Consider the following 23,952-nt stretch of genomic DNA (forward strand, 5'->3'; position numbering starts at 1 on the left):
CGCGGGACGGGCTGCGCACCCTGCTCGCCCAGTTCGCCGAATGGCGCGAGACCCTGCGGCTCGATGGCCATGTCGTCGCCCTTTCCACCCTGCTCGATGCCAGCGGCTACATCGCGATGTGGCAGGAGCAGAAAACCCCCGAGGCGGCCGGCCGGATCGAGAACCTGAAGGAGTTGGTCCGCGCCGTCGCCGAGTTCGAGACGCTCGGCGGCTTTCTCGAACATGTCGCCCTCGTGATGGACAACGACAATGAACCGGACGACGACAAGGTCGTGCTGATGACGCTGCACGCGGCGAAGGGGCTGGAGTTCGACACCGTGTTCCTCCCCGGCTGGGAAGAGGGCGTGTTCCCCAACCAGCGCGCGCTCGACGAGGGCGGCGGCCGCGCGCTGGAGGAGGAACGCCGCCTCGCCTATGTCGGCATCACCAGGGCGAAGCAGCGCGCCATCATCTCACACTGCGCCAACCGCCGGATCTACGCCAACTGGCAAAGCAGCGTGCCGTCCCGCTTCATCGAGGAACTGCCGGAGGATGCGATCCGTACCGGCGGCTCCGCGGCGCTTGAGCAGCGCAACGCACCGCCCGTCTTCGCCACCGCGCGCCCGCTGGTCGCCGCCCGGCGGGCGAGCGGCGAACACGCCGATGCCTGGGCCGCCACCCCGCGCCCGCCCCGCACCGACAGGATCACCGAAGGAACCCGCGTGTTTCACCAGAAATTCGGCTACGGCGTCGTGATCGACGCGGAAGACGACCGGCTCGACATCCGTTTCGACAATGCCGGCGAAAAACGCGTGCTCGACCGTTTCGTGGAGCGGGCGTGATGGCGCGGGGCGGCGTGGAAATGCTCGAGCGCGTCACCGTGACGGTGCCGGAGGAAGCGCTCGAAACCTTCGAGGCGGCGCTGGAGACGTGCTGCCGCAGCGTCGGCTTCTTTCTCGACGAGGCGAACGGCACCTGGATCGTCGAGGGGCTGCGCGAGCCCGGCAGCGCGGATGGCGACCTCGCCGCCGCCCTGCTGCTGGCCGAGGCCGCGAGCGGCGTCAGCCCCGCGGTCGAGCGGGAGCTGGTGCCGGCCGGCGGCTGGCTCGCCCGCAGCTACGAGGGCTTCCCCGAGCAGCTGATCGGTCACCGCTTCGCCATACGCGGTACCCATGTCACTACACCGCTGGCGGCGGGGCGCATCACCATCCTGCTCGATGCCGGCCTCGCCTTCGGCACCGGCGAACACGGCTCGACGCGCGGCTGCCTGCTGGCGTTGGAACGCCTCGCGAAACGGCGCGCGCCGGACCGCATTCTCGATCTCGGCACCGGCTCGGGCATTCTCGCCATCACGGCAGCGAAAATCTGGGGAAAGCCGGTCCTCGCCACCGATATCGACCAGCGGGCGGTGCGGGTAGCCAGCGCCAACGCGGCGCTCAACGGCGTCGCCCCGCTGCTGCGGGTGATCGGCTCGGATGGCTGGTCGGCGCCGATGCTCGCCCGCCGCGCCCCATACGATCTCGTCTTCGCCAACATCCTCGCCCGGCCGCTGGTCGCCATGGCGCATGAACTCTCAGCGCATCTTGCCCCGGGCGGCACCGCCATTCTCGCCGGCCTGCTCGGCCGCCAGGCGCGCTGGGTGATGTCGGCGCATCGCCGCCACGGCCTCGTCCTCAAGGGCCGGATCGACGATGGCGAATGGACCACCCTCATCCTCGGCAAGGGGCGCGCGACCCCGGATGGCAAAAACCCGGGCTGACGATGATCGTCAGCCCGGGTTCTTCTTGCCATCCACCGTCAGACGTCAGATCGGACGCTGATAGGTTCCGTTCACCACGGCGCGAATATCGGCCCGGCTGATGCCGAGATCGGCGAGTTCGCGATCGCTCAGGCTCTGCAGTTCGCGGTAGGCCTCACGCGCCGCGCGGCGCTCGGCGAACCAGGCGCTAACGCGGGCGAAGCTGTTTGCCGCCCGACGGGCGCTGTCGGCGAGAGCCGCATCGATTGCCGCGGCGTGAGCCGCCATGGAGTTGGCAACCGGGAGGGAATGTTTGTTATGGGTCGTGGAAGACATGATACTTCACCATCGTTTAAGGAGCGAAACCCGATGCGGCTGGTCCTTTAGTGCCATCCATCATCGTCTTTTCGCAGTGCAACATAATCCCGCAACAAAGGTTTGGGGAGCGAGACATTTCTCTGTCAGACATGCAAAAAACGGATGGGTTTTTGGTTAAGATATGATGAAAACGCAATTCGACTCCCTGAGAAATGCGCTTCACGATCAGGGGTTGGATGGCTTCATCCAGCCCCGGAATGACGAGTTTCTCGGCGAATACGTGCCCGAATCGGCGTCCCGTCTTGCCTGGCTCACCGGTTTCACCGGCAGCGCCGGCCTTGCCATCGTGCTCGCCGACCGCGCCGCCGTCTTCTCCGATGGCCGCTACACGCTGCAACTCGTCGAACAGACCGACCCGGCGACCTGGGAACGGCGTCACATCGTCGAGACCCCGCCGGTCGAATGGCTGAAATCGGCCGCGCCCGGCGCGCGGATCGGCTACGACCCCTGGCTAATGACAGCCAACGCCGTCGCCACCTATGCCGATGCCGGGTTCACCATGGTCCCGGTGGACAACCCGATCGACCAGCTCTGGGCCGACCGCCCAGCGCCGCCGGCCTCGCCGGCCCTTGCGCATCCGCCGGAATTTGCCGGGGAATCCGCCGAATCCAAGCGCTCCCGCATCGCCGAAGCCATCGCGCGGGACGGAGCGGACGCGGTGATGCTGACCGATCCGCACGCCGTTGCCTGGCTGTTCAACCTGCGCGGAGCGGACCTGCCGCATACGCCGATCGTGCTCTGCTTCGCCCTGCTCCGGCGCGACGGTTCGGCAATCATCTTCATTGACCCGGCGCGGGTTCCGCCGGCAACGCGCGCGCATCTCGGCGCCGGCGTCGAGATCGTCCCCCGCGCGGCGATGGAACGGAGCCTCGCCACGCTGCGCGGCAAGCGGGTCCTCCTCGATCCGGCAACGGCGCCGATCCGCTTCAGCCAGTTGCTGGGGGATGCCGGGGCGATCACCGTCTCGGGCGGCGATCCCTGCGTGTTGCCGCGCGCGATCAAGAACCCCACCGAGCAGGAAGGCGCTCGCGCCGCGCACCGGCGCGACGGCGTGGCACTGTGCCGCTTCCTCGCCTGGTTCGCCGAAGCTTCGCCCGCGGGCGGCCAGACCGAGCGAAGCGCCGCGGCGCAGTTGTTCGCCTTCCGCAGCACCGCTCCCGAGTTCCATGGCGAAAGCTTCCCTGCCATTTCCGGCGCAGGCGAGCACGGCGCCATCATCCATTACAGCGTCACCGCCGCCTCGGACCGCCCGATCCGCCACGACGAGGTCTACCTGATCGACAGCGGCGGCCAATACCCCGACGGCACGACGGATGTGACCCGCACGCTCTGGACCGGGCCGGGCGAACCGCCGCCCACGTTGCGCGACCGCTTCACCCGCGTGCTCGCGGGCCATATCGCCCTGGCACGCGCGCGCTTCCCGCAAGGCACGTCCGGCCCGCAGCTCGACGCTCTCGCCCGCGCGCCGCTCTGGGACGCCGGCCTCGATTTCGATCACGGCACCGGCCACGGCGTCGGCTCCTATCTCTCGGTGCATGAGGGGCCGGCGAGCTTTCACCGGCTGGCGAAGCCGATCCCGCTCGCGCCGGGCATGATCCTGTCCGACGAACCCGGCTATTACGAACCCGGCGGCTACGGCATCCGGCTGGAAAACCTGCTGCTGGTCATCCCGTCGCCGGTCGAGGGTTCGAAACCGTTCCTCGAATTCGAGCCGCTGACCCTCGCCCCGTTCGACCACCGGCTGATCGACCCTGCCCTGCTCACCCCGGCCGCGCGCGCCTGGCTCGACGCCTATCACGCCCACGTGCTGGCAATGATCGGCCCGCATCTGGACGGAGCGGCGCGCGCTTGGCTCAAAGCCGCCTGCGCGCCGCTATAGGGTCAACCAACCGACGCCCGCAGCGCCGCCCCGGCAGCCAGCGGGGCGATCGGCAGGAACAGCGCGAGCAGCCCGCCGAGCATGGCGAATTCGGCGAAGGGCGACTGCGCCACCGCCCCGGCCGCGCCGAAGATCACCGCCGGGATCATCAGCGGCAGGGCGATCAGCGGCAACAGCACCGTGCCGCCGCGGGCACCAAGCGTCACCGCGGCACTCATGCCGCCCACGAGCGACAGCAGCATCGTCCCCGGCAGCAGCGTCGCCAGCAGTTGCGGCACGGCATCGCCGCCGAGTCGCAGCATGATCGCGACCGGCCCGGCGATCACCAGCAGCGGCAGGCCCGTCGTCAGCCAGTGTCCGACGATCTTGCCGAGTGCCACGGCGCTGGCCGGAAGGCCGGAGAGCATCAGCTGGTCGAGCGAACCATCCTCGAAATCCGCGGCGAACAGCCGGTTGAGCGGCAGCAGCGCCGCCAGCAGAGCGATCACCCAGACCACCCCCGGCGCGATGCCGGACAGCACATTGGCCGAGGGCCCGATCGCGAAGGCGAACAGGCTCGCCGCGATCACGAAAAACAGGAGCGAGGCCACCGAGTCGCCCGCATGGCGGAGAGCGAGAATCAGCTCCCGGCGGATCAGGGAGAAGAAGTGTGTCATGCCGCTGCTTTCGCCAGATCGAACGGTATGGCCCCCGGCAGGTCGAGGGGAAGATGCGTTGCCGCGATGACCATGCCGCCACGGTCACGATGTGCGGCGATATTAGCCTCGAGCCGCCGAACCGAGGCGGCATCGAGCCCGGTGGTCGGCTCGTCGAGCAGCCAGAGCGGCGCATCGGACAAAGCGAGCCGCGCCAGCGCCAGCCGGCGGCGCTGCCCCGAGGAGAGCAGCCGGGCCGGCAAATCGGCGAACCGCTCGAGATCGACGCTGGCCAGCGCCGTCAGCACGTTCTCGCGCTGGCGCTTCCGATCGAGGCCAAGATTTTCCGCCACGCTCAGCCCCGGCTTGATCGCGTCCATATGGCCGACGAAGCATAGCCTGGTCGCGTGCAGAGGCGGATCGTCGAGCGCGTTTTCGCCATCCCAGACGAATTCGCCTGCCGCCGGCGGCGTCAACCCGGCGAGCAGGCGGATGAGCGAGGACTTCCCCGCCCCGTTCGGCCCGACCAGCACCAGCGCCCCGCCCCGTTCCAGCCGGAACGAGATGTCCCGGAACACGAGACGTTCACCGCGTATCGCAGCGAGGCCCTTCGCTTCCAACATGGCTAGCGACCGGCGCGGGACATGGACGCGGGCGCCGCACCGTGATTTAAGCGGCGCGAAACCGGGTTTTGCTGCGGCGCAACGCACCGCAGTGGCGCGCGAAGAGGAGCGAACGCGATGAGCATGATCGGACGGGACAGTCTGCAAGTGGAAAAGACGCTGAGCGTCGATGGAAAGGACTACGCCTATTTCGCACTCAATGCCGCCGCTGAAAAGCTCGGCGACATTTCCCGCCTGCCGCGGACACTGAAAATCCTGCTGGAGAACGTCCTGCGCTTCGAGGACGGTTCGGCCTGCACGGTCGATGACGCGAAGGCGCTGGTCGAGTGGACCGCCCAGGCCCATTCCGACAAGGACGTGCCGTTCCGCCCAGCCCGCATCCTGATGCAGGACTTCACCGGCGTGCCCGCGGTGGTCGACCTCGCGGCGATGCGCGACGGCATTCTTCGCCTCGGCGGCAAGGCCGAGAAGGTCAACCCGCTGGTCCCCGTGGATCTCGTCATCGACCACTCGGTGATGGTCGACGTGTACGGCCGCAAGGACGCCCTGGAAAAGAACGTCGACATCGAGTTCGAGCGCAACGGCGAGCGCTATGAATTCCTCCGCTGGGGCCAGGAGGCGTTCGACAATTTCCGCGTCGTCCCGCCCGGCACCGGCATCTGCCACCAGGTCAACCTCGAATATCTCGCCCAGACCGTCTGGACGTCCGCGGCCAACGGCAAGAACTATGCCTATCCGGACACGCTGTTCGGCACCGACAGCCACACCACGATGGTCAACGGCCTCGGCGTGCTCGGCTGGGGCGTCGGCGGCATCGAGGCCGAGGCAGCCATGCTCGGCCAGCCGATCGCCATGCTGATCCCGGACGTGATCGGCTTCCGCCTCACCGGCAGCCTGCGCGAGGGCATCACCGCGACCGACCTGGTGCTGACCGTCACCCAGATGCTGCGCAAGAAGGGCGTCGTCGGCAAGTTCGTCGAATTCTACGGCGAGGGGCTCGACCACCTGCCGCTGGCCGACCGCGCGACGATCGCCAACATGGCGCCGGAATACGGGGCGACCTGCGGCTTCTTCCCGGTCGATGGCATCACGCTCGACTACATGCGCCTCTCCGGCCGCGACGAGCACCGCATCAAGCTGGTCGAGGCCTACGCCAAGGCCCAGGGCCTGTGGCGCGAGGGCGCCGATCCAGTGTTCTCCGACACGCTGGAACTCGATCTCTCCACCGTCGAGCCGTCGCTCGCCGGGCCGAAGCGCCCGCAGGACCGGGTCGCGCTGTCGCAGGCGTCCTCCGCCTTCGAGGCCGAGCTGACCAAAGGTCTCGGCGTCCCGGCGGACAAGGCCGGCGTCACCGCCGAGGTGAAGGGGAAGAATTTCTCGCTCACCCATGGCGACGTTGTGATCGCCGCGATCACCTCCTGCACCAACACGTCCAACCCCTCGGTGCTGATCGCCGCCGGCCTCGTCGCCCGCAAGGCCCGCGCCCTCGGCCTCACGCCGAAGCCCTGGGTCAAGACCTCCCTCGCCCCCGGCTCGCAGGTCGTCACCGAATATCTCAACCGCGCCGGCCTGCAGGACGATCTCGACGCGCTGGGCTTCGAGACGGTGGGCTATGGCTGCACCACCTGCATCGGCAATTCCGGCCCGCTGGATGACGCGATCGCCGATGCGATCGAGGACAACAAGCTGGTCGCCGTCTCGGTGCTGTCGGGCAACCGCAATTTCGAGGGCCGCGTGCATCCGAACGTGCGGGCGAACTACCTCGCTTCGCCGCCGCTGGTCGTCGCCTACGCGCTGCTCGGCACCATGCGCAAGGACATCACCAAGGACCCGATCGGCAAGGACAAGAACGGCAACGACGTCTTCCTGAAGGACATCTGGCCGACCACTGCCGAGATTGCGGCGATGGTGCAGTCCTCGCTCACCCGGGAGATGTTCCTCGATCGCTATGGCGACGTGTTCAAGGGGCCGAAGCAGTGGCAGGCGATCGCCGTTGAGGGCGAGTCGGACACCTATCGCTGGTCGGACAGTTCGACCTACGTCAAGAACCCGCCCTATTTCGAGGGCATGACGAAGGAGCCGGCGCCGGTAAAGGACATCACGGGCGCGCGCATCCTCGCCCTGCTCGGCGACTCGATCACCACCGACCACATCTCCCCGGCCGGTTCCTTCCGCAAGACGACGCCGGCCGGCGAATACCTGCTCGAGCGCCAGATCCAGCAGAAGGACTTCAACTCCTACGGCTCGCGCCGCGGCAATCATGAAATCATGATGCGCGGCACCTTCGCCAACATCCGCATCCGCAACGAGATGCTGGACAATGTCGAGGGCGGCTACTCGAAGCACTTCCCCTCGGGCGAGCAGCTGTCGATCTACGACGCGGCGATGCGCTACAAGAAGGAGGGCGTGCCGCTAGTGGTCTTCGCCGGCCGCGAATACGGCACCGGCTCCTCGCGCGACTGGGCGGCGAAGGGCACCGTGCTGCTCGGCGTCAAGGCGGTCATCGCCGAGAGCTTCGAGCGCATCCACCGCTCGAACCTGGTCGGCATGGGCGTGCTGCCGCTGGTCTTCAAGGACGGCACGACCCGCAAGACGCTGGCGCTGAAGGGCGACGAGACGATCGACATCGTCGGCCTCGAAAACCTCTCGCCACGCATGGATCTCGACATGGTGATCCGCCGCGCCAACGGCACGACCGACAAGGTCTCGCTGCTCTGCCGCGTCGATACCCGCGACGAGGTGCTCTACTACCAGAACGGCGGCATCCTGCACTTCGTGCTGCGCAACATGGCGAAGGCCGCCTGAGCGCACCCGCGCCTCCCCTTGACGGGGGCGGCGGCATGACGGCTTGAAGAGAGGCCGGCGCCGGATCCACGGCGCCGGCCTTTTGTCTGTCGGGAGGAACAATGGCCAAGGAACGGGTGCTGGTCACGGGCGGGGCTGCGGGCATCGGGGCGGCGAGCGTCGCGCGCTGCAGCGAGGAGGGCTACGAGGTCGTGGTGATCGACCGGATCGGCGATGGCATCGTCGCCGACCTGTCGGACCCGGCGGCGACCGAGGCCGCCCTAGCCGAGGCGCTGCGCGGCGGGCCGATCACCCGGCTGGTCAACAATGTCGGCACTGTCCGCCCCGCCCCGGTCGAGGCGCAGACCGTGGCCGATCTCGACGCCGTGGTCTCGCTCAACCTGCGCTGCAGCCTGCAATGCGTGCAGGCGCTGCTGCCCGGCATGAAGGCGGCCGGGTTCGGCCGCATCGTCAACATCGCCTCGCGCGCCGCCCTCGGCAAGGAAGACCGCACCGCCTACGCCGCGACCAAGGCCGGGCTGATCGGCATGGCGAAGGTCTGGGCGCTGGAACTCGGCCGCTTCGGCATCACCGCCAACGCCATCGGCCCCGGCCCGATCCGCACCGAGCTGTTCGACCGGGTAAACCCGCCGGACGATCCGCGCACCACGGCGATCATCGAGGGCATCCCGGTCCGCCGGATCGGCACCCCGGCGGACGTGGCGCACGCAATCGCCTATCTGCTCGACCAGCGCAGCGGCTTCGTCACCGGCCAGGTGCTCTATGTCTGCGGCGGCATGACCGTCGGTGCCGCCGGGGCCTAATCCGCAGCCGCGAGCTCCAGCTCCGCCTCGCCGGCGAGTGCTCGATGCGGCGCCGGCCGGCCGATCGCGTGATGGTCGAGCCCCGCCGCGCGCATCGCCGCCGGGTCGAACACGTTGCGCAGGTCGACGACGACGCGCCCGCGCATCGTCGCGCGCAGCCAGTCCGGCGCCAGGGCGCGGAACTCGTTCCATTCGGTCACCAGCACCGCGCCATCCGCCCCGGCAAGCGCCGAAGCTGCACCCGACGCATAGACCACCTCCGCCGGCAGGTCCCGCCGCGCCTGCTCCATCCCGGCCGGATCGTAGGCCACCACCTCGGCGCCAAGCTCGACCAGCCGATGCACGATCGGGATCGCCGGGGAGTCGCGCATGTCGTCGGTCTCCGGCTTGAAGGTCAGGCCGAGCACGGCGATCCGCCGCCGCCGCACCGTGCCGCCGAAGGCTGCGAGGATCCGCCCAGCCATCGCGGCCTTGCGCGCCTCGTTCACGCTCACCACGGTCTCGACCAGCCGCGCCGGCGCATGCGCATCCTGGGCGATCCGCATCAGCGCCTGGGTGTCCTTCGGGAAGCACGAGCCGCCGAAGCCGGGGCCGGGATGCAGGAATTTCGGGCCGATCCGCCGGTCGAGCCCCATGCCGCGGGCCAGTTCGTGAACATCCGCCCCGACCTGCTCGCACAGATCCGCCATCTCGTTGATGAAGGTGATCTTCATCGCGAGGAAGGCGTTGGTCGCGTATTTGATCAGCTCCGCCGTCTCCAGCCCGGTGCAGAGCAGCGTCACCCCGGCCGGGTTGAGCGGGCGGTAGAGCGCGCGCAGCACCGCCTCGGCCTGCGCGCTGTCGGTGCCGACGACGATCCGGTCCGGCCGCATGAAATCCTCGATCGCGCTGCCCTCGCGCAGGAATTCCGGGTTCGAGGCCACAGGCACGTCGAGATCCGGCCGGATCTCGCGCATCAGCGCGGCGAGCCGCCGCCCGGTGCCCACCGGCACGGTCGATTTCGTCACCAGCACGGTCGGCGCCGGCAATGCCGCGGCCAGCTCGGCGGCGGCGGCGAACACATGGGACAGATCGGCATGGCCATCGCCCCGGCGCGACGGCGTGCCGACGGCGAGAAACACGGCGTCGGCGCCGGGCAGCGCGCGGTCGAGCGCGGCCTCGAAGCGAAGCCGCCCCGCCCGCACGGAGTCGGCGACCAGCCGGTCCAGCCCGGGCTCATAGATCGGAATCCGCCCCGCCTGCAGCGCCGCGACGCAGCACGGGTCCTTTTCCACGACGATCACCTCGGTGCCCATGCTGGCGAAGCAAGCGCCGGAGACGAGCCCCACGTAGCCGGCGCCGATCATGACGATGCGCATCGGTTCACTCCACGGTTTCATGTTGGAAAGGCGGCGCCACAACAGCCGCGCCGCCAAGGGAAAAGCGCCGCACCGCGCAGGGTGCGATCCTGATGCCGCGAAACCCGTCATCGCCACGCCCCTCGGCGCAGAGACAGGCGAGGCGGATCATGCCGGCATGGGTCACGGCCAGAACGGCCCCACCCCGCTGCGGCAGATCGGCGAAAAATCCATGCAACCGCGCCCGCGCCTCGGCCAGCGTCTCGCCGCCGGGAAAGCGCATCCCGCCGGGATCGCGCTTCCAGCACCGCAGCGCCTCGGGTGTTGCGGCGCGGATTTCGGTCTGGGTGCGTCCCTCCCAGTCGCCGAAAGCGATCTCGGCCAGCCGGTCATCGACGATCACCGCGACGTCGCCACGCCGCGCGGCGATGCAGCCGGCCGTCTGCCGCGCCCGCAGCAGCGGGCTGGTATAGATCGAAACGAGCGGCTCGTCGCTCAGCGCGGCGGCAAGGCCGGCGGCATCCGCCCAGCCCTCGGGCGAGAGCGGCAGGTCGCTGCGGCCCTGATAGCGGCCCTCGCCGGTCCACGCCGTCCGTCCATGCCGTGCGAGCAGCAGCGCCCGGCCGCCGGCGCGCGGGTCAGTAATGCACCGCAACGCCCAGCTCCAGCCGGCTGCCGGCATGAATTCCCTCCCCCGCCGCGTTCACCTCGTAGAGCAGGAACGGCCGTATCACCTTGGTCAACCGCCAGGTCAGGCCGACCGCCGGCCGCACCAGATTGTAAATCTCGCCCTGCGCGCCGGGCGGAATCGTGCCGCTCTGCCGGATCGTCTTCACCGCGAACACCTCGCCGGTCAGCGCGAGCCGGCGGGTGAGATGGAGCGAGAGATCGATCGTCGCGCGCAGCTGCGTCGCCGCCCCGTCGAGGAACATGCGCGCCCCCGCGACCATCGTCAGGCTGCCCCAGGGCCGCGAGATCCCGGCCTGGAAATCCGGCTCCACCGACCATCGCCCGGTGCCGAGCGCGGGCGAAGGCTTTGTCCGCCCCGCCGGGACGATGACATTCAGCGTGATGGAGTCCGCGAAACGCGCCGTCTGGATCAGCCCGTAATTCAGGCCGATTTCCTCGTCCTGCAGGCCGGACGAAACGCTCGCCGTCGGGATATGATGGCGGTCGGCGAAGCTGCGCACCCGGCCGCCGCGCAGATCGTATTCGATCGACAGATCATGCCCGATCCCCTGTACCCCGGTGACGCGATACTGCTTCGAACTCTCGCTCGACCCGCGCAGCGCATTGGTGGTGAAGCCGCCGGCGGGAAACGCCTGGTTGCCGTGAAACAGCCGCACCATCGGCTTGACGACGCCATCCCCCGCCGCCGGAATCCATGGATCGGCGCGAGCGGCGCGCAGCGGCACGGCAAGAGCGGCACCGGCGACGATGCCCGCGAGCAGACGTGGAACAGCGGGAACGGAACGGGTCATTGAGCCACCAGGCGAAGTTGGGGAGAAGGAGAATCGTCGCGCAGCGCCTGCCAGAGCGCTTTATATCGGCCGCCCTCGGCCAGCAGCGCCTCATGCGTGCCGCGCTGGACGATGCGGCCATCGTCGAGCACCAGGATTTCGTCGGCGGCGCGCACGGTGGAGAGCCGGTGCGCGATCACCAGGGCGGCGCGGTTCGCCGCCAGCCGGTCGAGCGCCGCCATCACCCGCCGCTCGGTGCCGGCATCGAGGCTGCTGCTCGGCTCGTCGAGAATGACGATCGGCGCGTCGCACAGCATGGCGCGGGCGATGGCGATGCACTGCCGCTGCCCGCCGGACAGGCTCTGCCCGCGCTCGGCGACCATGGTGTCGAACCCATCGGGCAGGCCCTCGACCATCGCATCGATCCCGACCGCACGCGCCGCCGCGATCGCCTCGTCCCGCCCCGCGCCCTCGCGCCCATAGGCGATGTTCTCCCACACACTCGCCTGGAACAGCACCGGGTCCTGCAGCACGAGGGCCACCTGTCGGCGCAGATCCGCGAGGCGCAACCCGCGAATATCCTGCCCGTCGAGCAGCACGGCACCGGATGTCGCGTCGTAGAAGCGCGGGATCAGGCTCGCGATCGTGCTCTTGCCCGAGCCGGTCGCGCCCACCAGTGCGATGGTGCGCCCGGCCTCCAGCGCGAAGGAAACGCCGTGCAGCACCTCGTGATCGTCGCGGTAGCCGAAGCCGACCTCGCGGAATTCGATCCGCGACGCCCGCCCGGCGAAGGGCAGCGCCTCCGGCGCCTCCGCGACACTCGACCGCTCGGCCCGGTATTCGCCGATCCGCTCGATCGCGACGGACGCCCGGCCGAACACCCGCCCGGTCTTGGCGAGCTGCCGCGCCGGGGTGGCGATGCCGCGCAGATAGGCGAGGAAGATCAGCAATTCCCCCGGCGTCAGCGTGCCGCGAATCACCGTCGCAGCGCCATACCAGGCGATTGCCCCGGTCGCGACCGCGATGGCGAGGTTCATTGCCGGGCTGAACTGCGCCTGCACCGCATTGGCATGCAGCCCGGCCTCGAGGCTGCGCCCGGCATGGGCACCGAACCGCCCGTCCTCGTGCGGCTCACGGCCGAAGGCCTGCACCACCTGCACGTTGCCGAGGATTTCCTGCATCACCCCGCTCAGCGTCGTCTCGTGCCGCCGCACCTGGCGCAGCGCGTGGCGCAGCCGCCCCGCATAGACCCGCGCGATCCAGAACAGCAGCGGCGCGACCGACAGCGCGATCAGCGCATACCGCCAGTCGATCAGCAGCATCACCGTCGCCATGCCGAGAATGGTCAGCCCGTGCGGCAGCAGGTCGATCCCCACCGCGGCGATGAAATCCTGCAACTGCCGCACATCGCCGGTCAGCCGCGCCATCAGCTCGCCGGCGCGCTGGCGGCGGTGAAAGGCGAGCGACAGGCGTTGCAGATGCGCGAACAGGTCGGCGCGGATGGCGAAGACGATCCGCTGCCCGGCATCGAGAAACAGCCGGTTGCCGAGATAGACCAGCAGCGCGTCGGCGATGCCGAGCCCGAGCATGGCAAGGCCGAGCGTGTCGAGCAGCGCCATCCGCTGGGTGAGCGGATCGGGCAGCACCCCGTGCAGCCAGGGCGCCAGCCGGCGCTGGAAGATCACGTTGTCGATGATGAATTTCAGCGGCCAGGGAAGCATCAGCAAAACGCCGGCCCGCGCCGCCATCACCGCGGCACCAGCCGAAAGCGCCCGCCATTCCGAGCGGAGATAGGCGCGGAGCCAGGCCCCGCCCGGCCCGGTCATGCGGGCAGCCGGACCGGTGCGAGGGCGAGGCAGAGCCGCACCACGTCACGCCAGTCGCGCCCGGCCAACCGTTGCCGGCCACGCCAACCCATCGTCTGGCAGGCGGCCTGATCGGCAAGCAGGCGCGACAGCGCCGCCTGCAGCGCAATACCATCGCCGGCCGGATAGAGCAGCCCCGTTTCGCCATGGGCGACGATGCCGTCGATCTCGCCGATCTCCGGCGCGACCACCGCGCGCCCGGCCGCGAGCGACTCAAAAATCTTCAGCGGCGAGAAATAGAAATCCGGCTGCGGCAGATAGGGGGCAACGGTGAAGTCCATCGCCCCGAGCCAGCCTGGAATCTCGCCATGCGGGATGCGTCCCGGCAGCGTCACCCGGTCGGCGAGGCCGAGTTTCGCCACAAGTGCCGCCACGGCCTCGCGCTCCGGCCCGTCACCGACCGCAAGAAGGTGCAGGTCAGGATGCCACGCCGCAGCGGCCGCAATCGCCTCGATCAGGAACGGCACGCCATGCCAGGTCTTGAAACTGCCGATGAAGCCGGCAATCCGCCGGCCGGCGAGCCCGAGCCGGGCACGGATCACCGCCCCGATGGCATCAACATTGGCGAACCGCGCCAGATCGACACCGTTCGGCACGACATGAATGCGATCGGTCCGGCCGATCACGCCGGCGACCTGCGCCGCCACCTGCCGCGAGACGGCGATGATTGCATCCGCCCCGCGATACGAGGCTTCCTCGGCCTCCAGCGCCTCATCGACGAGATACAGGCCACGGAATCGCCGCTGCTCCTCGACCAGCGGCGCATTGACCTCGAGAATCCGCGGCACGCCGAGCCGCGCAGCGATGGAAACGCCAGCGCGATGGAACAGCGCGTGCCGCTCGTAGACCAGATCCGGCTCGATGCCGAGGCGGGCAAGCGTCGAGCAGATCCGGTCCGCGACCAACCCGTCATGATCGAGACGCACACGCTCGCGCCGCTCGATCTCGTTGCCGATCGACATGTCGGCCGGCGGCGCGCCGAATTGCAGGATCCGCGCCGGCGGCGGCGGGTTACCGGCGCCGCGCGTGGTGCAGGCGAGCGTCACCTCATGGCCGAGCGCCGCCGCGGCCGTGACGAATTCGCGCACATGCACCGAAGCACCCTTGTCACCCTCGACCGGAATGCCGCGGTCGAGATTGAGATACAGGATCTTCATGGCGCGACCTCCGCCAGGGAGGGCTGCGCCGCCAGACCCTCGGCGCGGAACCGCGAACCGCCTTTCGGCGGCGCCTCCTCGCACTCGGCGCAGCCGAAGAGCGCGTGCAGCCGACGCGTCGTCTTCCACAGGTCGAACTCGCCCTCGAGCCGCGCCCGACCTGCCGCCGCCAGGCGCCGCGCCTGCGCGCGATCGGCCAGCGTTGCCTCGATCGCCGTGGCCAGCGCCGCGGGGTCGCGCGGTGGCACCAGCCGCCCGGTCTCGCCGTCGCGCACCAGTTCGGGAATCCCCGATACGCTGGTCGAGACCACCGGCACGCCGATCGCCATCGCTTCGGCAATCACATTCGGAATCCCGTCCCGGTCACCATCCTCGGTGATGCGCGGCGCCAGCGCGAAGGCATCGGCGGTGCCATAGAGCGTGATCAGGTCGGCATGGGTCATCGCGCCGTCGAGCGTCACGATGCCCTCCAGCCCGCTCGCCGTGATCTGCGCCTGCAGTTCCGCCCGCAGCGGCCCCTCGCCGACGATCCGGCAGCGGAACGCAATCCCGCGATCACGCAGCAGGGCGCAGGCGGCGATCAGGTCATCATGGCCCTTCTTGGGCACGAGCCGGCCCACCGAGAGAATCAGCCGGCCTTCCGCCGGCTTCGCCTCGGCCACCTTGCGGGCGCCGAACAGGCCGAGATCGATACCGTGATAGACAAGATGGATCTTGTCGGCCTGGTCACCGAGCAGCGAAGCCAGATACCGCACATTGTAGCCCGTGCAGGTGGCCACGAAGCGCGCGGCCTGGCCGCGCTTGCGGATCACCTCCGGCGGCGTGAGATAGAGATCCTTGGCATGCGCCGTGAAGCTGAACGGCAGCCCGGTCATCATGCTGGCGAACCAGGCCGAGGCTGCCGGCGCATTGGCGAAATGGGCGTGGATATGGCGGATGCCGTGGGTCCGGCACAAGGTCGCGATCACGCCGCCGCGCAGGAACTGCTTCCAGACCGAAAGCGGCGTAGGCGACCGCGTGCACCACAGCGCGGCACGGGCGACGGCGCCAAGATAGCGCAGCGGCGCGGCAGCGATAGCGCGGGCATGGGCGTGGGCAATCTCCCGCCGTCCTGCCCGGGCGCTTGCCGCCGGCACAGGATGCAGCGGCGCCTCCACCTCGGCGACCATCGGATGATGCGGAGGTGGTTCCGGCGGCAGCAGCGAGACGATGTGCAGCTTCGTCCCGAGCCGCTCCATCGCGCGGATCTCGTTGAGGATGAAGGTCTCGGTCAGGCGCGGATAACGCTTCATGACATAGGCGATCGGCGCATCCGCGAGGTCCGGCTCTCCGGCGAGATCGAGATAGGCAAAGGCAGGCATCAGGCAAACTCCCCGGCAATGCCGGAGGCGGCCGAACGCGCCTCGATGGCGGTTGCAAGATGGGCGGCGACGCGTTCGGCGCCGTTGAGGTCGAGTTGCGCCCAGGCAACGGACGAAGGCGGCGGCGCGGCGAGGGCGGCCGGAATCTCCCGCGCGAGACGGTCGGCGAGATCCGGCCCCTGCTCGATGGCGCGCACAAGGCCGAGACGGGCCAGCAGATGCGCCCGTAGACGTTGTTCCGCCCGCGGCGCTGGCCGCGGCACCAGGATCGTCCGCTTGCGCGCGGCGATCAGTTCTGCGCTGGTATTGTAGCCCGCCATCGCGATCACGAGATCGGCGGCACGCAGGCTCGGCAGCGGGTCGGTGATGTAATCGACGAGATCGATGTCCTCCCGCCCCGCCGCCGTGGCGGTGAGCGCCGCACGCTGGTCGACCGACATCAGCGGACCGGTGACGATCACCGAATGGCAGGCTCCCGGCGCCATTCGCGACAGGCCGTGCAGATAGGCCTCCATCAGCGCGAACCCGTCGCCGCCGCCACCCGCCGTCACCAGCACGACCTTGCGCCCCGCAGCTCGCGCGGCGGACCAGCACGGCGTGCCTTCCTCGGCATCCGGCCGCAGCAGATCGGCAGCAACGACATGGCCGCAATAGCGCACCCGCGCAGCCGTCTCGCCCGCGATTCCGTAGGCATCGACGACGTCGAACAGCTTGCGCGACCCATAGACGAGGATGTCGTCATACGCCTGCTCGAGCAGCGGCAGGATCTCCTGCTCGGCCCAGGTGGCGCGCACCGTGTCCGGACTGTCGAGAATGTCGCGCAGCCCGAGCATCACCCGCGTGTCCGGCAGGTCGCGGCGCATCATCGCGAGCGTGGGCAGGATTTCCCCGTTCATCCCCGCCGGCGCGTGGTCGACAAGGAAGATATCCGGCCGGTAGCGCAGCGCGAGCGTGAGGATCAGCGCGGCGCGATACCCCTTGACCAGACCGAAACTATGCCCGGCTTCGCGGGCCGCATAGGTTTCCGCGCCGGTCTTCACCACCGGCGGCAGCGGATGCACATGCAGTCCCGAGGGCAGCCGCCACTGGGCGATGACCGGCGAGCCGGTCAGCAGATGGACCGAGAATTGACCGGCCTCCAGCAGGCGCTCGGCGATCGCGAGGTTCCGCCGCAGATGCCCGAGGCCGAACGTGTCGTGAGAATACAGGAAAACCACCGCCGGCCCGACCCGTCCGGCACACGGAATGAGCGGGCGCAGCCTGGCCCTGCGGGCATTGCCCTGATGACGGCGCTCGGAAGGCGCCGGATCCCGGTCTCCCGCCTCGGCGTCCCGCGGATCACGCCCCGGCATCCACCCCTGCCGCCAGACCGCCCCTGCGCCTCCCGGACCATTGTCCAGTTCGACAACCTGAACGTCACGCATTTCGGGCTCCTTTCTGACGGCCTCGGCGCGGATTATTGTGGGAGAAAGTTCCACGGTCAAGAAGTAAAGCAAGCGTGATCGTGCGCAGCCAGTCGCGCCGAGTGCAGGCGTCAGCTCCGGCCCTCGTTCGATGAACTTTTACAAGTTATTGAAAACGCCTCAGAAATGCGCCATCACGCCGAAGCCGGCGCCGAACGCCGCGCTTTGCGAAGTCAGCCCGCGGGTCGCATAAACCTGCAATTCCCAACGGAAATTCATCCGCAGGTTATATGCCAGTATGGCAGAAGCCACCGCAGTCCGCCGCTTCTGGATCGGCGTGTGGCCGATCACGATCACGCTGAGGAACTGGCGCGGCGCCACCGCCACGGCCACGCCAGGCTCGAACGTCACAACGTTCTGCAGGTGAAGTGCCGGCAACCGGCCGACAATGCGGTACCCCAGTTGCAGGTAGGGAAACACCCGCGTACCCGCCCGCCAGACCATCCGCAGCCCGGCCTCCTCGTCGAAGCGGCCGGTGCCGAGCCCCTTGGCATAGGAGGCCACCGGCACCTTGACCTTCACATAAGGCTCGAACGATGGCCGGACACCCCGCGCCCGATCGAGCCGGTACTCCGCCTTGAGCCACATGTCGCCGGGCCCGCTGCGCACCGCGCCGGACCCGGTGCTGGCGATGATCGATTGCCCGGCAACGATACCGGCGCCGGTGACCGCAATGTAGGGAAGCTCGACCCGTAATCGAAGGTTCCGATGGCGATAGGTGATCGAAAGCGGCAGATCGTAGATGTGAATCGTGTGCCTGGTGCCGAAACGTCCGGTGAAATAGGACGGCTCGAGTCCAATGGTGAATCCCGCCGGTGATGCCGCATGCACCAGCACCGGCCATTGTGCCGTAGCGAGAGCGGCCAGCGCGGGCAGCAGAACACCCCTACCCCTACCCCTGCCCCTGCCCTTCGCTCGCACGCCGGCTCCGGTGGTCATCCTACCCCCCTGTCACGCGGTTCCATTAACATAGCGGAATATGGCGATCCAAGGCGCCATGCCGCTGTCATGGAATTGCAATTTTCATATCTTGCATTATGTGGGATATTATCACACAGTTTGATGGGTCAGGGTGCCGGATCCGCTGACCGACAGGCATGCGACGGACGTGCAGGAATGGAATCTGATATCGAACACATGCTGCGCCGGCTGCTGCGCCCCCTCGTCGCCTATCTCATGCGGCGGGGGCTGGGTTACATCGCGTTCCGCGACCTGCTCAAGCGCGTCTATGTGGACGAGGCGCTGCGCGGGCACGAGGGCGATGAAGCCCCGACCGACAGCCAGATCAGCGTCGTCACCGGTATCAACCGCCGCGAGGTCAAGCGGCTCCGCGAAATCGCCACGCACCCCGACACGGCCGAACCGCGCGACCGGATGGCCGGGGTCAACGCCGCCGCGCGTGTGGTCGGCACCTGGGTCTCGGCCGCCGCCTTCCGCGGCCCGGACGGCGCGCCCCTGCCCCTGACGACCCGCGGCGAGGGGGACGACCCCGGTTTCGACGCCCTCCTGCGGGCGGCCAAGGTCGATGTGCGGGCCCGCACCGTTATCGAGGAACTCGAACGCGCCGGCGTCGTCGAACGCCTGGCGGACGACCGGCTGCGCCTCCTGCGCACCGCCTTCACCCCCACCGAACCGCGGGAAAAGCTTCTCTTCCTCGGCGCCAATGTCGGCGACCACATGCGCAGCGCCTTCCATAATCTCGCCGGTGAAACGCCGGTCTTCATCGAGCGCGCCCTGTTTCATAACGGCATCGGCGCCAGCCGCCTGAACGCCGCCCGTCCGGTGTTGTCCGACATGGCGGACCGGCTGCTGCGCCAGTGCAACGAGCAACTGCTCGAAGGCAATCTCGCCAGCACGGACGCCGCCGGCGGCGATCCGGAACGCGAAGCCCTGCGCCGCCTCCGCCTCGGCGTCTATTATTACGAGACCGACGCCGATGACCGCCCCTGACAGCCACACCGCGCGCGCGCCCCGCGTCGTCGCCCTGCTGATCGCAGCACTTCTCTCTCTTGGCCTGCCGGTCGCCAGGGCCCAGGGCGCGGGCGGCATCGGCGGCACCGGCATCGAACAGGAAACCGGCGGCATCGGCGGCACCGGGATCGGCGAGGAGACCGGCGGCATCGGCGGCACCGGCATCCAGCGCGCCCCCGGCGGCATCGGCGGCACCGGCGCCCCGATCGTCGGCTATGGCCCCATCCAGCGATTCGGCAGCGTCTTCGTCAATGGCCGCGAATACCGGATCGACGCGGACACGCTGGTGACGATCGACGGTCATCCGGCAACCGTGGCGAGCCTGCGGGTCGGCGACATCGCCCTCGTGCGCGGCGTCGCCATCGGAGCGCATGGCGGGTTCGCCCGCAGCATCGCCACCTGGCAGGCGATCATCGGGCCGGTCTCGCACGTGGCGGATGGCGGGCATGTCATCACCGTGCTGCGGCAGACGGTCACCCTCGGCACGAGCGTGCGGCCGCCGCGGCTTCGCCCCGGACAGGTGGTCGGACTCTCGGCACAGCGCCTGGCGAATGGCGACTGGGTTGCACACCGGGTTACGGTCCTGCCGCCGACGCACGCCTTCCGGCTCGAAGCCGCGGTGAACACTGCCGGGGCAGGCCACGTAACGATAGGCCGCCTCACCCTGCGCGCCGACCCGGCACAAATCGCTGGGCTCCATGCCGGCGAGCGTGTCGTTGCCTCTGGCATCATCGTCAACGGCCACCCTGTACTGACCACGCTCGAACCGCGACCGATCCAACTCGGCGCGCCGGGAACGCGGGTCGAGGTCCGGAACTATTTCCGCTCGACCGGCAACGGCCGACTGCTGGCCGCCGACGGAATGGAAGCGACCGAGCGGGCCGGCCGGCAACGACTCTCCGGCCTCTACCCCGTCGAAGTCGTCGGCGAGATCGCGGAAAACGGCGAGATCTCGGCCACGGAAGTCACGCCCGAAGTCCCGTCGCTGCCGCAATCCGAACCGCCCGCGACCAAGGCGGGCCCAAGCGGCAGCACCACGAAATCCTCCGCCGCCGCAGAGGTCCGCACGAATGAGGGCCCGGCCGGAAATCCCGGCACCGCCCACGCTTCGGGCGACGTCGAACCCCCAGAGGTGGGTGAAACGCCCGATACCGAAGCCGCGGAGGTCGAGGCGCCGGAAATCGAGGTGCCAAGCCCGCAAACACCCGAGCCGGATATCGACGCACCGGAAGTCGAACCGCCGGCCGACCAATAGGCGACGGCGGTTCATCCGATAAGCCCCGCGGCATCGCCCGAAAGGCCGATGCCGCCAGAAGCTTGCCGGAACCCGTCCCGCACGTTCCGAAATCTGCTGCAAAATCCACGATCCGATCGGACCGAACGAGACATTGCGCCTGGTATCACCGCCGTCATCGTTGACCCAGATCAATGCCGGCGCACCAGCCAAAGCTAACGTCTCAAGCCGTCGACGGTTTTTGAAAAATCGTCTTCAGGAAAGGAGAATCGCCATGCCGAGTACCCAGGTCGAACCCCGGCCGAAAGCGGCGGAACCAGAACGCCGCCCGCAGGCGGCGCCCGAGTTCTGGCGCCCGTTCGAGTCCCTGCGCCGCGAAGTGAACCGGCTCTTCGAGGATTTCGACGGTGGCCTGTTGCGTCGCGCCCTGCCCACCAGCCTGCCCTTCGAACCGTTCCTCTCGCGCGGCCTTGGCGCTCCCGCGGTGGATATCGTCGAACAGGAAAAAGCCTTCGTCATCACGGCAGAGTTGCCCGGGCTGACGGAAAAGGATGTCGAGATCAAGGCCACCGACGACACGCTCGCGATCGCCGGCGAAAAACGCACCGAGCAGGAAACCTCAGAAGCGGACTACCAACTCTGCGAACGGCGTTACGGCAAGTTCGAGCGTCGCTTCAGCCTGCCTGCCGGCGCCGACGCATCGAAGATCGAGGCACGCTTTGCGAACGGCGTGCTCACGATCACGCTGCCCAAGCGCCCCGAGGCCATCCGCGCCGAGCGCAAGATCGAGATCAAGGCGGGCTGATCCCGCACGGGCGTGCCGCTCGCTCGGCACGCCCGCCTTCCTCGTGTACCAATTCCCTCACCCCAGCAAATTGACGATTTGTTAGTTTTTCGAAGCGTCGAACTGCGCCATGTGCCGCAGCCTGGCCACGCGCTCGCGGATGGGTGGATGGGTGGCAAACAACGTGTCGAACGTGGTGCCCGAGAGCGGGTTGACGATGAACAGCGAAGCGGTCGCGGGGTTGCGTTCGGCATCGTCATTCGGAACCCAGCGCGCCATCTCGTCGATGCGCATCAGCGCGCGGGCAAGAGCCAGCGGCTGGCCCGTGAGAGAAGCGGCGCGGGCATCCGCCGCATATTCGCGGGTGCGGGAAATGGCAAGCTGCACCAGCGTGGCTGTCAGCGGCGCAAGAAGCAAAAGCAGCAGTCCGGCAATGCCGGCGAAAGGTGAACTCCGTCGCTCGTCGCTGCCGCCGAAGAAAATGGCAAGGTTCGAAATCATCCCGATCGCGCCGGCCAGCGTTGCCGTGACCGTCATTGTCAGCGTGTCGCGGTGCCGGATATGCGACAGTTCATGGGCGATCACGCCGGCAAGTTCGGCCTCATCCAGCGCCCCGAGCAGTCCGGTCGTGACGGCTATGGCGGCATGTTGCGGGTTCCGCCCCGTGGCGAAGGCGTTCGGCTGATCGTTGTCGATGACATAAACGCGCGGCGGCGGCAGTCCCGCCTTGCTCGCCAGCCGATCCACCTGCGCAACGAGGCGCGGAAACGCGGCCTGATTCGCCGGCTGCGCACCGTACATCGCCAGCACCGCCCGGTCGGACACCCAATATGCCACGAAGTTCCCTGCCGCGGCGAATGCGAGCGCGATGGCTGCCCCCGCTCCTCGCCCGATCCAGTAGCCGATCGCCACGAACAGCGCGGTCAATGCCGCCATCAGAAGGCCGGTACGGATCAGGTTCGGCATCGCGGGCCGCCTTTCATCCAGGGGAATCCGAAGCAGTGCTCTATCATATTGATAATCATGGCATCTTAATTTGATCAGATGACTTTGTCCGATCGGATGATGCTTTAGTGTCCTGCCCCTGAAATTCGTGGGTGAATTTCAGGGACAGGCAGGCCACTAAACTATTGTTTTTTCCAGTGTCCACTTTGAATCTGAAATCCGATGGATTTCAGATTTGGGATACTAGGCCGTAAAGGGGATCACGGCATTGAGATGAGTCAATTGCCGTTGATCGGCAGTGCGAACGATCGACCGCAGCCCGCGCCATGGTCGCATCAGGTCTCCCGGCCGGCGCATTGACCCGACAGCGCCATGCATGGTCAATCCCGGACTGTCTTACGCACCCACCACGACGACACGCGGGCGGCAATCCCGCCAGCTGGCGCTGTCGTCCAGCAACATGGGCCGGGAAACCTGCACCTTCCGGCCAGCAGCGAGGAACCGATGCTCAAGCCGGATACGCGCGAAAAACTCACCCGTGTCAGCACGGCGACCCTGGCCACCGCGCTTTACAAGCGCGGCCTGCGCCAGCAGTTCATCCAGGGCGCGCTGCCGCTGAGCCCGCCGGAACGGAGCATGGTCGGAGAGGCCTTTACCCTGCGCTACATTCCAGCGCGCGAAGACCTCAACCCGATCACCGTCTTCCGCGATCGCGATCACAAGCAGCGCCAGGCGATCGAGACCTGCCCGCCCGGCGCGGTGATGGTAATCGACAGCCGCAAGGATGCCCGCGCCGCCTCGGCCGGCGGCATTCTCGTCACCAGGCTGATGCAGCGGGGCGCTGCCGGCATCGTCACCGATGGCGGCTTTCGCGACAGCGCCGAAATCGCCTCGCTCGGCTTCCCGGCCTATCACGTGCGTCCCAGCGCGCCGACCAATCTCACCCTGCACCAGGCCATCGCCATCAACGACCCGATCAGCTGCGGCGACGCGCCGGTCTTCCCGGGCGACGTGATCGTGGGCGACGCCGACGGCGCCATCGTGATTCCCGCCCACCTCGCCGACGAACTCGCCGACGAGGCTACGGAGATGACGGTCTTCGAGGATTTCGTGACCGAGCAGGTGAAGGCCGGCGCGACGATCCTCGGCCTCTATCCGCCGACCGATCCGGAAACCGAAACCCGGTTCGCCGCCTGGCGCGCCCGAACGGGCCGCTGACCGCGGCCCGGCGGACGGTAGGTATGCCTCAGTCCCGCATCACGCCGTCGACAAGCCGCGGCATGGCGAGCGGATTGCCGTCCGCCAGCGCCGTCGGCAGCAGGTCCGCCGGCAGGTCCTGGTAGCAGACCGGGCGCAGGAACCGCTCGATCGCCTTGGAGCCCACCGATGTCGTCCGCGAATCGGTCGTCGCCGGGAACGGTCCGCCATGCACCATGGCCTCGCAGACCTCGACGCCGGTCGGCCATCCATTGGCCAGGATGCGCCCGGCCTTGCGCTCCAGCAGCGGCAGCAGGTCGCGCGCCGCGGCATGATCC

At 68.5% G+C, this 23,952-nt stretch carries 21 protein-coding genes and 1 pseudogene; 9 read left to right on the plus strand and 13 right to left on the minus strand.

Annotated elements, in window-relative coordinates:
- Positions 1-821: 3'-5' exonuclease (locus APM_RS03655; protein ID WP_007422005.1), on the plus strand; the 821-nt coding region annotated here is incomplete at its 5' end.
- Positions 821-1,738, plus strand: coding sequence for a 50S ribosomal protein L11 methyltransferase (locus tag APM_RS03660; protein ID WP_007422006.1), 918 nt, complete (start codon positions 821-823; stop codon positions 1,736-1,738). The genes APM_RS03655 and APM_RS03660, both read left to right, overlap by 1 nt.
- Before the next feature lie 45 nt (positions 1,739-1,783).
- Here APM_RS03660 and APM_RS03665 read toward each other — a convergent pair whose 3' ends face one another.
- Entirely contained in the window at positions 1,784-2,005 is a 222-nt protein-coding gene (locus APM_RS03665; RefSeq protein WP_007422007.1) for a DUF1127 domain-containing protein, read from the minus strand.
- Positions 2,006-2,216: 211 nt separating this feature from the next.
- On the opposite strand from APM_RS03665, the gene APM_RS03670 reads away from it, so the two are divergent.
- Positions 2,217-3,974 carry an aminopeptidase P family protein gene (locus tag APM_RS03670; RefSeq protein WP_007422008.1) on the plus strand — a complete coding sequence of 586 codons (1,758 nt, stop codon included), beginning with the start codon at positions 2,217-2,219 and terminating at the stop codon, positions 3,972-3,974.
- Between the two features lie 2 nt (positions 3,975-3,976).
- Here the strand turns inward: APM_RS03670 and ccmB are convergent, their stop codons facing one another.
- Both ccmB and ccmA read right to left on the minus strand, forming a co-directional pair.
- A complete protein-coding gene (ccmB, locus tag APM_RS03675; protein ID WP_007422009.1) occupies positions 3,977-4,630 on the minus strand; it encodes a heme exporter protein CcmB in 654 nt (217 codons plus the stop codon).
- Positions 4,627-5,232, minus strand: coding sequence for a heme ABC exporter ATP-binding protein CcmA (gene ccmA / locus APM_RS03680; protein WP_138919157.1), 606 nt, complete (start codon positions 5,230-5,232; stop codon positions 4,627-4,629). The genes ccmB and ccmA overlap by 4 nt, the downstream gene beginning before the upstream one ends.
- A 117-nt stretch (positions 5,233-5,349) precedes the next feature.
- Between ccmA and acnA the strand changes: the two genes are divergently transcribed.
- Positions 5,350-8,037: an aconitate hydratase AcnA gene (acnA, locus tag APM_RS03685; protein ID WP_007422011.1), complete on the plus strand. Its 2,688-nt coding sequence runs from the start codon at positions 5,350-5,352 to the stop codon at positions 8,035-8,037.
- 101 nt (positions 8,038-8,138) lie between these two features.
- Positions 8,139-8,840 (plus strand): SDR family oxidoreductase, encoded by a 702-nt coding sequence (locus APM_RS03690; protein ID WP_007422012.1) that lies wholly within the window; start codon positions 8,139-8,141, stop codon positions 8,838-8,840.
- On the opposite strand, the gene APM_RS03695 is transcribed toward APM_RS03690, so the two are convergent.
- The 8 genes from APM_RS03695 to APM_RS03730 form a co-directional block, all read right to left on the minus strand.
- Positions 8,837-10,198 (minus strand): UDP-glucose/GDP-mannose dehydrogenase family protein, encoded by a 1,362-nt coding sequence (locus APM_RS03695; RefSeq protein ID WP_007422013.1) that lies wholly within the window; start codon positions 10,196-10,198, stop codon positions 8,837-8,839. The two genes, APM_RS03690 and APM_RS03695, sit on opposite strands and share 4 nt — an antisense overlap.
- A 4-nt stretch (positions 10,199-10,202) precedes the next feature.
- Entirely contained in the window at positions 10,203-10,859 is a 657-nt protein-coding gene (locus tag APM_RS03700; protein ID WP_039887695.1) for a histidine phosphatase family protein, read from the minus strand.
- The gene (locus APM_RS03705; RefSeq protein ID WP_007422015.1) at positions 10,816-11,658 is read right to left on the minus strand and encodes a hypothetical protein; all 843 of its coding nucleotides are present in this window, start codon (positions 11,656-11,658) and stop codon (positions 10,816-10,818) included. Before APM_RS03705 ends, APM_RS03700 begins: the two co-directional genes overlap by 44 nt.
- A complete protein-coding gene (locus APM_RS03710; protein WP_007422016.1) occupies positions 11,655-13,463 on the minus strand; it encodes an ABC transporter ATP-binding protein in 1,809 nt (602 codons plus the stop codon). The genes APM_RS03705 and APM_RS03710 overlap by 4 nt, the downstream gene beginning before the upstream one ends.
- A complete protein-coding gene (locus APM_RS03715) occupies positions 13,460-14,659 on the minus strand; it encodes a glycosyltransferase (RefSeq protein ID WP_007422017.1) in 1,200 nt (399 codons plus the stop codon). The genes APM_RS03710 and APM_RS03715 overlap by 4 nt, the downstream gene beginning before the upstream one ends.
- Positions 14,656-16,020, minus strand: coding sequence for a glycosyltransferase (locus APM_RS03720; protein ID WP_007422018.1), 1,365 nt, complete (start codon positions 16,018-16,020; stop codon positions 14,656-14,658). Before APM_RS03720 ends, APM_RS03715 begins: the two co-directional genes overlap by 4 nt.
- Positions 16,020-17,444, minus strand: a complete 1,425-nt coding sequence (locus APM_RS03725) for a glycosyltransferase family protein (RefSeq protein ID WP_007422019.1) — start codon at positions 17,442-17,444, stop codon at positions 16,020-16,022. Before APM_RS03725 ends, APM_RS03720 begins: the two co-directional genes overlap by 1 nt.
- Before the next feature lie 159 nt (positions 17,445-17,603).
- The gene (locus APM_RS03730; RefSeq protein WP_039887698.1) at positions 17,604-18,422 is read right to left on the minus strand and encodes a hypothetical protein; all 819 of its coding nucleotides are present in this window, start codon (positions 18,420-18,422) and stop codon (positions 17,604-17,606) included.
- A 177-nt stretch (positions 18,423-18,599) separates the two neighbouring features.
- Between APM_RS03730 and APM_RS03735 the strand changes: the two genes are divergently transcribed.
- The 3 genes from APM_RS03735 (at position 18,600) to APM_RS03745 (ending at position 21,493) form a co-directional block, all read left to right on the plus strand.
- Positions 18,600-19,433 carry a DUF6502 family protein gene (locus tag APM_RS03735; protein ID WP_007422021.1) on the plus strand — a complete coding sequence of 278 codons (834 nt, stop codon included), beginning with the start codon at positions 18,600-18,602 and terminating at the stop codon, positions 19,431-19,433.
- Entirely contained in the window at positions 19,420-20,709 is a 1,290-nt protein-coding gene (locus tag APM_RS03740) for a DUF5666 domain-containing protein (RefSeq protein ID WP_007422022.1), read from the plus strand. The genes APM_RS03735 and APM_RS03740 overlap by 14 nt, the downstream gene beginning before the upstream one ends.
- A gap of 253 nt (positions 20,710-20,962) precedes the next feature.
- Positions 20,963-21,493 carry an Hsp20/alpha crystallin family protein gene (locus APM_RS03745; RefSeq protein WP_007422023.1) on the plus strand — a complete coding sequence of 177 codons (531 nt, stop codon included), beginning with the start codon at positions 20,963-20,965 and terminating at the stop codon, positions 21,491-21,493.
- An 81-nt stretch (positions 21,494-21,574) separates the two neighbouring features.
- Here APM_RS03745 and APM_RS03750 read toward each other — a convergent pair whose 3' ends face one another.
- Positions 21,575-22,438, minus strand: coding sequence for a M48 family metalloprotease (locus tag APM_RS03750; RefSeq protein WP_007422024.1), 864 nt, complete (start codon positions 22,436-22,438; stop codon positions 21,575-21,577).
- Between the two features lie 483 nt (positions 22,439-22,921).
- On the opposite strand from APM_RS03750, the gene APM_RS03755 reads away from it, so the two are divergent.
- Entirely contained in the window at positions 22,922-23,635 is a 714-nt protein-coding gene (locus APM_RS03755; RefSeq protein WP_007422025.1) for a ribonuclease activity regulator RraA, read from the plus strand.
- Positions 23,636-23,663: 28 nt separating this feature from the next.
- Here the strand turns inward: APM_RS03755 and APM_RS03760 are convergent.
- Positions 23,664-23,952, minus strand: a pseudogene (locus APM_RS03760) (aldehyde dehydrogenase (NADP(+))); the annotation flags it as partial.

Origin of the sequence: Acidiphilium sp. PM, from assembly GCF_000219295.1 — a bacterium.
Classification (GTDB): domain Bacteria; phylum Pseudomonadota; class Alphaproteobacteria; order Acetobacterales; family Acetobacteraceae; genus Acidiphilium; species Acidiphilium multivorum.

Coding starts and splice junctions, on each gene's coding strand:
- APM_RS03710 (WP_007422016.1), bottom strand. CDS start 13,463: ATGACCGGGCCGGGCGGGGCCTGGCTCCGCGCCTATCTCCGCTCGGAA.
- APM_RS03725 (WP_007422019.1), bottom strand. CDS start 17,444: ATGCGTGACGTTCAGGTTGTCGAACTGGACAATGGTCCGGGAGGCGCA.
- APM_RS03745 (WP_007422023.1), top strand. CDS start 20,963: ATGCCGAGTACCCAGGTCGAACCCCGGCCGAAAGCGGCGGAACCAGAA.
- APM_RS03705 (WP_007422015.1), bottom strand. CDS start 11,658: ATGACCCGTTCCGTTCCCGCTGTTCCACGTCTGCTCGCGGGCATCGTC.
- ccmA (WP_138919157.1), bottom strand. CDS start 5,232: ATGTTGGAAGCGAAGGGCCTCGCTGCGATACGCGGTGAACGTCTCGTG.
- APM_RS03670 (WP_007422008.1), top strand. CDS start 2,217: ATGATGAAAACGCAATTCGACTCCCTGAGAAATGCGCTTCACGATCAG.
- APM_RS03665 (WP_007422007.1), bottom strand. CDS start 2,005: ATGGCGGCTCACGCCGCGGCAATCGATGCGGCTCTCGCCGACAGCGCC.
- APM_RS03755 (WP_007422025.1), top strand. CDS start 22,922: ATGCTCAAGCCGGATACGCGCGAAAAACTCACCCGTGTCAGCACGGCG.
- acnA (WP_007422011.1), top strand. CDS start 5,350: ATGAGCATGATCGGACGGGACAGTCTGCAAGTGGAAAAGACGCTGAGC.
- APM_RS03700 (WP_039887695.1), bottom strand. CDS start 10,859: ATGCCGGCAGCCGGCTGGAGCTGGGCGTTGCGGTGCATTACTGACCCG.
- APM_RS03750 (WP_007422024.1), bottom strand. CDS start 22,438: ATGCCGAACCTGATCCGTACCGGCCTTCTGATGGCGGCATTGACCGCG.
- ccmB (WP_007422009.1), bottom strand. CDS start 4,630: ATGACACACTTCTTCTCCCTGATCCGCCGGGAGCTGATTCTCGCTCTC.
- APM_RS03740 (WP_007422022.1), top strand. CDS start 19,420: ATGACCGCCCCTGACAGCCACACCGCGCGCGCGCCCCGCGTCGTCGCC.
- APM_RS03720 (WP_007422018.1), bottom strand. CDS start 16,020: ATGCCTGCCTTTGCCTATCTCGATCTCGCCGGAGAGCCGGACCTCGCG.
- APM_RS03690 (WP_007422012.1), top strand. CDS start 8,139: ATGGCCAAGGAACGGGTGCTGGTCACGGGCGGGGCTGCGGGCATCGGG.
- APM_RS03695 (WP_007422013.1), bottom strand. CDS start 10,198: ATGCGCATCGTCATGATCGGCGCCGGCTACGTGGGGCTCGTCTCCGGC.
- APM_RS03730 (WP_039887698.1), bottom strand. CDS start 18,422: ATGACCACCGGAGCCGGCGTGCGAGCGAAGGGCAGGGGCAGGGGTAGG.
- APM_RS03715 (WP_007422017.1), bottom strand. CDS start 14,659: ATGAAGATCCTGTATCTCAATCTCGACCGCGGCATTCCGGTCGAGGGT.
- APM_RS03735 (WP_007422021.1), top strand. CDS start 18,600: ATGGAATCTGATATCGAACACATGCTGCGCCGGCTGCTGCGCCCCCTC.
- APM_RS03660 (WP_007422006.1), top strand. CDS start 821: ATGGCGCGGGGCGGCGTGGAAATGCTCGAGCGCGTCACCGTGACGGTG.